The sequence below is a fragment of the Bacteroides cellulosilyticus DSM 14838 genome (genome assembly GCF_000158035.1).
GTDB classification, from domain to species: domain Bacteria; phylum Bacteroidota; class Bacteroidia; order Bacteroidales; family Bacteroidaceae; genus Bacteroides; species Bacteroides cellulosilyticus.
In genome coordinates this window covers 274,883-283,428 of sequence record NZ_EQ973495.1, presented here as the reverse complement: position 1 = coordinate 283,428, position 8,546 = coordinate 274,883, and the positions used below count along the sequence as shown (strand labels likewise).

The following is an 8,546-nucleotide window of genomic DNA, read 5'->3' as shown; positions in this document are numbered from 1 at the left end:
GGTGAAATAACTCCCGTTCATATTTATACTTCGGGAGATGCTGTTGAGCTGTTTTTGAATGGTAAGTCACTGGGGCGTAGAGAGAAAGTTCATTCGTATGACCGTTTGACCTGGGATGATGTGCGTTACGAGCCGGGAAGTTTGAGAGCCATAGCTTATAAGAACGGTCAGAAATGGGCGGAAGAACTTGTAGAAACTACTGGAAAACCAGCCGCTTTACAAGTGACAGCAGAGAAAACAGAGCTTAAAAATGATGGTACTGATTTATCATTTATCCGTGTAGCTGTTGTGGACTCTCAAGGTCGTGTTGTTCCTCGTTCTAAGAATCATTTGAAGTTTTCTGTAACAGGGCCTGCTGAGATTATAGCTACAGATAATGGAGACGCAACCAGCCTATTACCATTCCAGTTATCAGAAAGAGATGCTTATAACGGTTTGGCATTAGTCATTTTGCGTAGCCAGTATATGAAGCAGGGAAAAGTAGTACTTACAGTAGAATCTAAGGGGCTTCCGAAACAAAAGGTTGTATTAAAGGTAGAATGATGTTATGAGTATAAATTGCAGTTTTAGGATTATCATCATTTATTTCTGTTTGTATTTGAGTGGATTAAGTGTATCGGCACAAGTACAAGTGAGAAATACAATATGGAATGGAGAGGATTTTCTTTGTACTCCTGCCTGTCGGGTAGTAAAAGAGGATTCTATACGTTCTCTTATATTCGAATCTGTTTCTTATAAAGGACAGGCTAAATCTGTTTTTGCCTATTATGCTACCCCTGCTATGTTACAAGGCAACAGCTCTCAGGAGAAAAAGTTACCGGGGATTATACTGGTACATGGCGGTGGTGGGACAGTTTTCCGGGAATGGGTTGTAATGTGGGCAAAGCGGGGGTATGCAGCCCTTGCTTTAGACACGCGTGGTAATGGTCCGGATAAAAAACACATTGATGGAGGCTTTGATGAAAATGAAAAGGAGACACCTTATTTTGATGTCACTTTACCTCAAAAAGAACAGTGGGTATATCAGGCTGTCAGCGATATTTTCAATGCGCATTCTCTACTTCTGAGCTTCCCGGAAGTCGATGTGGAGCGTACTGCCATTACTGGTATAAGTTGGGGTGGGGTATTGACTTGCATTGCAGCTTCATTAGATTCTCGGTTTCGGGTAGCTGTTCCTGTCTACGGTTGTGGGTTTCTTTCTGAAAGCGGGCGAATGAAACAACAACTGGATGGTTTGCCTGACGAACAAAGAGAAATATGGCTGAAACAGTATGATCCATCCAACTATTTACCCCGGATGGAGAGGCCGATATTGTTTATAAACGGAACCAATGACGTACATTTTTATCTGCCATCTATGGCACGGAGTGCAGTATTGGCTTCACAGTCCGGGTTATTGATAAAACAAGGTTTGCGCCATAGTCACAAATATGGTTGGCAAAGTGAAGAGATAGCTGCATTTATAGATCAATATCTTCGTGATGTGAAGCCTTTGGCCCAAATAACAAATGAGAAAGTAGAAGAAGGACTTGTATCAGGCGAGATCATTTCATCTACTCCTGTGGAGAAGGCCACCTTGCATTACACTACAGATTCAGGACAGGAACGGGAGAAATATCATTGGCAAGCAATAGAAAGTAAGGTAGAGAAGAATAAATGGAGAATTCCTCTGCCAGCAGGTATTACTACCTGGTATGTCAATATAACCGATGTGAGAGGCTATCAGATATCGGGTGAACTGCACATTGGTAATTGATTTTCGTTTCACTTTTGTCTGAAGCATTATAAAAAATAAAAGCGGCTGCCTCACAACAGTCGCTTTCAATTAACAATCTACCTTAATAACCTATGAGATAATACCTATTTACCAACTAACTATGAATTTAAAAAGCCTATGAATTTAATTTCTATTTATATAGTAAGAATAATAGTTTCTCTATGAGCCTCTCTCTTTATTGGATAGGACAAAGATATGCGTAACAATGATAATGGACTTAAAATATTATTCCAATCATTATATATATTGTTTCAGTTACTCCATTTTTATATGAAAATAGTACATTCTTGGTTCAGCGTTATTGGAAAGGGATAAAAAAAGGGGAACCAAACAAAAGTTGGCTCCCCCACATGAAATGTTTTGCTGATTATTTCTTCACTTGAATAATATCGTAGTTCAGGTCGCTGACAGCTTCTTGCAGACTATCGTTAACCAAACGTAAAGTGGTATCGTTCACTACTACGAAGTAGACGGGAGCGTCACCATCACTCGGTGTCAGTTTGTAGGCTGTCTTTTGTTTGTTGTTCACTGTCTTCTTGATGACTTGTTTCTTACCTTTGGAAGTGAAGCTCTTGTTCTTTCCTTGACCTTCCGCATCCAAGTAAGTAGTAACCAAAGTATAACCGCTTTCTCCGTCAGGACCTACACTGTCCACGCTCAATACGTATTGGATACCCGGGCCGTCGGCAGCAGGAAGAAGACCTTCGTATACGGCTACGGCAGAAGAATCATTCCCGGCAACTGTCAACACTCCTTCACCTACGGCGGAATCATTGTTCTGGGTTCCTTTTGATTGGCAGGATACCAATGCAGCAGCGATGGCTGCAATCATCATTACTTTTTTCATTGCTTTAATGGTTTAAGTTAATATATAATGCAAATTCACACTATTCTTCCTCTTCTTTTTTGATAACGAGCAGTTTATCCACTCGTCCACGATCCATGTCCACAACTTCAAACTGTAGGTTCTTGTAGCTGAACAAGTCTCCTGCTTTAGGTACCCGCCCGATGAGGAACATGGCGAGACCGCTTAGTGTGGTAAAGTCTTCTTCTTTCAGATCATCATAGCTCAGGATACCCATCTCTTCCATAAAATCATCTACATTCATAGAAGCCTCAACGAGCATCGAGCCATCTTGCCGGGTGACGATATCTTCTTCTTCCATTTCGTTTTCTTCAAGGATGTCTCCGAAGATACTTTCCGTCAGATCATGCAAGGTGATAATGCCTGCTGTGTTACCATACTCGTCTACAACAACTCCGAACTTATTTTTGTTCTTCTTAAATAGCTCTAAAACTTTCTTGGCATATAAACTTTCCGGAATAAACAGGGGAGAGCGCGCGATACCGCGTAAATCGAAGGGGTGATCATTGCCTAACATCAGAATAATATCTTTGACGGACACTACTCCGATAATATCATCTTTTCCTTTCTCTACCAACAGGTATTTGCTGAAATGTTGTTCGCGGATAATGTGTAGTACCTCATCACGTGTGTATGTAGGATGTAGTACGACAAGGTCACGGCGGTAAGTCATCAGTTCATTGGCCCGCTTATCTGAGAATCGGAATACGTCCCGTAACATTTCCGTTTCCTCCTTATCAATAACACCCTGTTCTGAACTTTGGTGCAGAATCATTTTTAATTCTTCCTGTGTCATGGGACGTTCTTCTCCATTGTTCAGGCCGATTAGTTTATTCACTATCTTGGTTGAGAAACTGAGTAAACAGACGAATGGATAAGACACTTTGGTCAGTAAAATCATGACCGGACTAAGTAGAGTTGCATATCGTTCCGGATTACTCAGTGCTATGGACTTGGGTACCAACTCACCGATGATGAGTGAAAGGTACGTAATGATTGCCACTGTTGTAATCATGGCAAGGTCTTTAGCATAGGGAGCGACTCCAGGAATGGAGGCGAATAACGGCGCTACATTGTCGGCAATGGCTACACCACCGAAAGCACCGGATACAATACCGATAAGCGTGATACCAATTTGAATGGTAGAAAGAAACTTCTCGGGCTCTTCCAACTGTTTCAATACTCCTTTGGCTCTTTTGTTTCCCTTTCCTGCGAGGGTTTCGAGTCGTGCTTTGCTGGATGACACCAACGCTATTTCATACATGGCAAAGACACCGTTCAGCACTAATAAAAATAGAATAATAATAAATTCCATATAGGTTATGAATAGTTTATATTGCAAAATTACTAATTTTTTGAATTTTATTACTAATATTGCTGCCTATTTATAGAGATTATTAAAGAATGAAAGACATGAAAAGAAAACAAATTTTATTTAGCGTTTTATTGCTGTTTTCAGTTGTTGCGACACAGGCGGCACGAGTAGATACCATTATGGTAAAAAGCCCATCCATGAATAAAGAAGTACAAGTGGTATATGTACTCCCTGATAAAGCATTGGGTGAGGAAGCTGAGGCTTGTCCGGTAGTTTATTTGTTGCACGGCTATGGTGGTAATGCACGTAGTTGGGTAGGATTGAAACCGGAGTTACCTAAGATTGCAGATGAAAAAGGAATTATCTTCGTATGTCCTGATGGTAAAAACAGTTGGTATTGGGATAGCCCTAAAAATCAGGCTTATCGTTATGAAACTTTTGTAGCTTCGGAACTGGTGAAATATACAGATAAAAACTATGCTACTATTCCGGAGAAAAAAGGACGAGCCATTACCGGATTGAGTATGGGTGGACATGGTGCTTTGTGGCTTGCAATCCGCCATAAAGAGATATTTGGTGCAGGAGGAAGTACCAGTGGTGGAGTGGATATTCGCCCTTTTCCGAAGAATTGGGAGATGAACAAACAACTCGGTGATTATGAGTCTGATAAGACTTTATGGGATCAGCATACAGTGATTACTCAAGTTGATAAAATCAAGGATGGTGATCTGGCATTGATTATTGATTGTGGTGAACAAGATTTCTTTTTGGAAGTGAATAAAGCATTACATAAGGTTCTGCTGGAAAAGAATATCAGCCATGATTTCATTACCCGTCCCGGTGGGCATAACGGGCAATACTGGAATAATTCTATTGACTATCAGATTCTCTTCTTCGATAAATTCTTCAAGAAGTAATATCCTTAGTTTATTTCATGATATAATCTACGGTACGTGCATAGTCCGTACCGTAACTTTTGGTTAACTCGCTGCATGAGATGTCGACATCTTTCTTGTCGAACCTATAAGTGTAAGTGGTGGTTTCGTTACTTCCACTGTTATCCTCTGGTCTGAGATCAGTAATCAGAGTATTGTATGCATCTCCCAAGAATTTCCCATAAATGGCAACCGAGTGGAATGAAAGGGGATATAGATCTGTCAGGAATAGGTACGGAATCTCTGAAGTGTTGGCTATTTCATTGCCGGTAGATGTGCTGGCTATGTAAGTTTGTTCGGACTTGTCAACCTGCTGGGTGATGCGTAGTGTTCTATAGCTACTATAATCTATGTTGATAGAAGAATAGGACTTATTTCCGTCTAATGTTTCTGTTATATTTTTCAGGAAGTATTTTCCCTCTGTATTGATAAGATAATCGAAAGTATAAGAGCGTATTTTACCATCCATTTCTTGGCGCACGCAACTTATAGCATAGCCATTATCATCCAACGTGTAGGTCGAGATATTATTAATTTCATCTGTTACTACAGCCTGATGATCTCCATAAACAACATTTGTTGCATTTTCTATCTTAAACAATTCTCCTCCAGCTACGAAACTTTGTGTAGATGTAAAGTTAATCAATCGACCGGCACTATAATCGTAAGTCTGAGTAACAGTAACAGCTGGTGCACCTGGCTCTTCCTTGACTTCCTTTAATTCTATTTTAGAGAAATGAGTTACAGGATATCCCGGATTATCGGGTATATCTGAGCCCTCGTTATTGTCACTACAAGCTGTCAATCCTCCTATGAATAGTAAAGCTATGAAAATATTCTTCTTCATTCTGGGTTATTTAATGATAAGACCATTGCGGAAATAGCGCTTTACTTTCACACTTTTCACTACTGTCATTTGAGTTTCGGGTTCTGGTTTAGGTTCAGGGAGCACGATACTACCATCGATGATACCTATTGCTGCACTGAACAAAGCCTCGTTAGGATCTCCTAATGGCAGTACTTTTGCAAAATCACTCAGTTCACTGACTGCATAATTCGGTGTGAAACCTTTGGTGTAGTCCGCCTCACCTTCTGAATTGAATACTTGGCATACAACAGGGCGAAGCACCCATAAGAATTGATTGCTGGGGAAACTTTCTGTTGCTACGGTTTCTCCCTTGGTTGTGGTGCCTATAGTTATTACTGTCATGTACGGTCTCAAACAATTAATGAGCATTTCCGAAGCAGCAGCAGTTGTACTGCTTGTCAGAACATACACTTTCGATAGATTTAGGTTCACACCTCCTTGCAAAAGCTTGCTGTCGAGTGTGAGTTCGTGGTCTTTATATTTTCGCTTCTGGCTATATTCCAGTGAGGCGAAGGGACTGTTCAATTTGTCGGCAGGTACCAAAATATCTGCCAGAAGTTGTACGCACTCCATTTCTCCACCGGCATTGTAGCGCAAGTCAATAACCAAATCTGTTATATCCTTATCTTTAAAGAACTGCGATAGTTGGAGTAGTTCACTATTATCTTCTTTATTGAAGCTGTTGTATGCCAAGTAACCTACATTTATACTTCCACTGGAGTAAACGTCGTAAGCAGGTATGGCGACGTCCTCTACGGGACGGGCAGCAGGAAGAACTACGTCACGATAAGATTCAATCTTACTTTCATCTTCTCCTTCGTCATTGACAGCTGAAACATATTTTCCTAACAATAGTTTCTGATTTTCACCTTCAGTCAGTAGTTTCTCCGTTTTTTTGGTGATATAATCATCGTTGATTTGCATGATCCATTCGCCTCGCTTTAATCCGACTTCGGAAGCTGGAGATTCGGGAATGACGTATGTGATAAGTGCATTATAGGCGGTATCATTACCGCTTATCCGATATAAGGAATAGTCGAAGCCATAGCTCGGTGTAGGAGTGGCATACAATGTATCGACACTGGAGTAATCTTTATCAAGTGATGATCTTATTGATTTTAAAAAAGCCTCCGGGTCAAGGAAATAATTCACGTTTTTTGAGTCGGGTATGTCTTCAAACCATAGATATTCTTCTCTCATGACACTGTCTATCCATAGATCGCGTCCGGTCCATTTGTAATATTCCGGCCAACGGTCTACTCCGCAAGAGAATAAGCTCGTCAATGCAAGGACTCCCAATAGTAGGAAAAGCTGTATATTCCTTCTTCTCATCTGTATCTATCGTTTGGTTTTCGTTGCAAATTTAGCGAATAGTTTGTTTATCTACCATAAATGTGGTATAAAATTCCCTATCTTGTGTCATTGCCCATGTCATAACATCCCATTATCTTTGCACTCAATCAATTAATCCTAAAAAATACAAAGACAATGGAAACAAAGAAATTGCATTTCGAGACGCTTCAACTCCATGTAGGACAAGAACAACCCGACCCGGCTACTGATGCACGTGCCGTGCCCATTTATCAGACTACTTCGTATGTATTCCGCAACTCTGCCCATGCTGCTGCACGCTTTGGTTTGCAAGATCCGGGCAATATCTATGGCCGTTTGACTAACTCTACACAAGGTGTGTTCGAAGCACGTGTAGCTGCTTTAGAAGGTGGCGTTGCCGGATTGGCGGTTGCTTCGGGTGCAGCTGCCGTGACTTACGCTTTAGAGAATATTACTCGTGCCGGAGATCATATCGTATCGGCTAAAACCATCTATGGGGGAACGTATAATCTGTTGGAGCATACTCTGCCTGCCTACGGAGTGACTACTACTTTTGTAGATCCTGCTGATCTCTCGAACTTTGAGAAGGCTATACAGGAGAATACAAAGGCTGTATATATTGAAACTCTGGGTAACCCAAACTCCAACATTATTGATATTGAAGCTGTTGCTGAGATAGCACATCGTCATAAGATTCCATTGATCATTGATAATACATTTGGCACACCTTACCTGATACGGCCTATTGAGCATGGAGCAGACATTGTGGTACACTCCGCTACGAAGTTTATCGGTGGCCATGGCAGTTCCTTGGGGGGCGTGATTGTGGACGGCGGTAAGTTCGATTGGGCTGCTTCGGGCAAATTTCCTCAACTGACGGAACCGGAGCCTTGCTACCATGGCATACGTTTTACTGAAGCTGCGGGTGCTGCGGCTTACGTTACTCGAATTCGCGCTATCCTGCTTCGTGATACGGGTGCTACCATCAGTCCATTCAATGCTTTTATTTTATTGCAGGGACTGGAAACACTTTCCCTCCGTGTGGAACGTCATGTAGAGAATGCATTGAAGGTGGTTGATTTCTTGAAGAAACATCCTAAAGTGGCAGCGGTGAATCACCCGTCATTGACGGAACATCCGGATCATGCATTGTATCAAAGGTATTTTCCCAATGGTGCAAGTTCTATCTTTACTTTTGAAGTAAAGGGTGGGGTGAAAGAGGCACAGACATTTATTGATAACCTACAAATTTTCTCACTTCTGGCAAATGTAGCGGATGTTAAGTCGCTCGTTATCCATCCGGCTACCACTACACATTCGCAGTTGAATGAACAGGAGTTGGAAGAACAAGGCATTAAGCCGGGAACGGTGCGTCTGTCTATCGGTACGGAGCATATTGCTGATTTGCTGGATGACTTGGCTCAAGCGTTGGATAAAATATAATTGGTTCATAA

8 protein-coding genes are annotated in these 8,546 nt (G+C 41.4%); 4 read left to right on the top strand and 4 right to left on the bottom strand.

Features of this window, described 5'->3' with window-relative positions; translation table 11 throughout:
• Both BACCELL_RS23480 and BACCELL_RS23475 read left to right on the top strand, forming a co-directional pair.
• On the top strand, nt 1–543 hold a 543-nt coding region (locus tag BACCELL_RS23480; RefSeq protein WP_007214626.1), incomplete at its 5' end, for a DUF4982 domain-containing protein.
• 4 nt (nt 544–547) lie between these two features.
• Complete coding sequence (locus BACCELL_RS23475) at nt 548–1,756, top strand: alpha/beta hydrolase family protein (RefSeq protein WP_007214625.1); 1,209 nt, start codon at nt 548–550, stop codon at nt 1,754–1,756.
• Nucleotides 1,757–2,144: 388 nt separating this feature from the next.
• Here the strand turns inward: BACCELL_RS23475 and BACCELL_RS23470 are convergent, their stop codons facing one another.
• Both BACCELL_RS23470 and BACCELL_RS23465 read right to left on the bottom strand, forming a co-directional pair.
• Nucleotides 2,145–2,624 carry a copper resistance protein NlpE N-terminal domain-containing protein gene (locus tag BACCELL_RS23470; RefSeq protein ID WP_007214623.1) on the bottom strand — a complete coding sequence of 160 codons (480 nt, stop codon included), beginning with the start codon at nt 2,622–2,624 and terminating at the stop codon, nt 2,145–2,147.
• A 40-nt stretch (nt 2,625–2,664) separates the two neighbouring features.
• Nucleotides 2,665–3,957 carry a hemolysin family protein gene (locus BACCELL_RS23465; RefSeq protein WP_007214622.1) on the bottom strand — a complete coding sequence of 431 codons (1,293 nt, stop codon included), beginning with the start codon at nt 3,955–3,957 and terminating at the stop codon, nt 2,665–2,667.
• Nucleotides 3,958–4,055: 98 nt separating this feature from the next.
• On the opposite strand from BACCELL_RS23465, the gene BACCELL_RS23460 reads away from it, so the two are divergent.
• Nucleotides 4,056–4,874 carry an alpha/beta hydrolase gene (locus tag BACCELL_RS23460; RefSeq protein ID WP_007217525.1) on the top strand — a complete coding sequence of 273 codons (819 nt, stop codon included), beginning with the start codon at nt 4,056–4,058 and terminating at the stop codon, nt 4,872–4,874.
• Between the two features lie 10 nt (nt 4,875–4,884).
• Here the strand turns inward: BACCELL_RS23460 and BACCELL_RS23455 are convergent, their stop codons facing one another.
• Entirely contained in the window at nt 4,885–5,739 is an 855-nt protein-coding gene (locus tag BACCELL_RS23455) for a DUF4595 domain-containing protein (protein WP_007214620.1), read from the bottom strand.
• Nucleotides 5,740–5,745: 6 nt separating this feature from the next.
• Complete coding sequence (locus BACCELL_RS23450; protein WP_007214619.1) at nt 5,746–7,092, bottom strand: S41 family peptidase; 1,347 nt, start codon at nt 7,090–7,092, stop codon at nt 5,746–5,748.
• 156 nt (nt 7,093–7,248) lie between these two features.
• Here BACCELL_RS23450 and BACCELL_RS23445 point away from each other — a divergent pair, with 156 nt between their 5' ends.
• Complete coding sequence (locus BACCELL_RS23445) at nt 7,249–8,535, top strand: O-acetylhomoserine aminocarboxypropyltransferase/cysteine synthase family protein (protein WP_007214618.1); 1,287 nt, start codon at nt 7,249–7,251, stop codon at nt 8,533–8,535.
• The last annotated feature ends 11 nt before the right edge of the window (nt 8,536–8,546 follow it).

Bases quoted from the DNA above. Each gene is read 5' to 3' on its own strand.
- BACCELL_RS23475 (WP_007214625.1), top strand. From the start codon at position 548: ATGAGTATAAATTGCAGTTTTAGGATTATCATCATTTATTTCTGTTTG.
- BACCELL_RS23470 (WP_007214623.1), bottom strand. From the start codon at position 2,624: ATGAAAAAAGTAATGATGATTGCAGCCATCGCTGCTGCATTGGTATCC.
- BACCELL_RS23465 (WP_007214622.1), bottom strand. From the start codon at position 3,957: ATGGAATTTATTATTATTCTATTTTTATTAGTGCTGAACGGTGTCTTT.
- BACCELL_RS23460 (WP_007217525.1), top strand. From the start codon at position 4,056: ATGAAAAGAAAACAAATTTTATTTAGCGTTTTATTGCTGTTTTCAGTT.
- BACCELL_RS23455 (WP_007214620.1), bottom strand. From the start codon at position 5,739: ATGAAGAAGAATATTTTCATAGCTTTACTATTCATAGGAGGATTGACA.
- BACCELL_RS23450 (WP_007214619.1), bottom strand. From the start codon at position 7,092: ATGAGAAGAAGGAATATACAGCTTTTCCTACTATTGGGAGTCCTTGCA.
- BACCELL_RS23445 (WP_007214618.1), top strand. From the start codon at position 7,249: ATGGAAACAAAGAAATTGCATTTCGAGACGCTTCAACTCCATGTAGGA.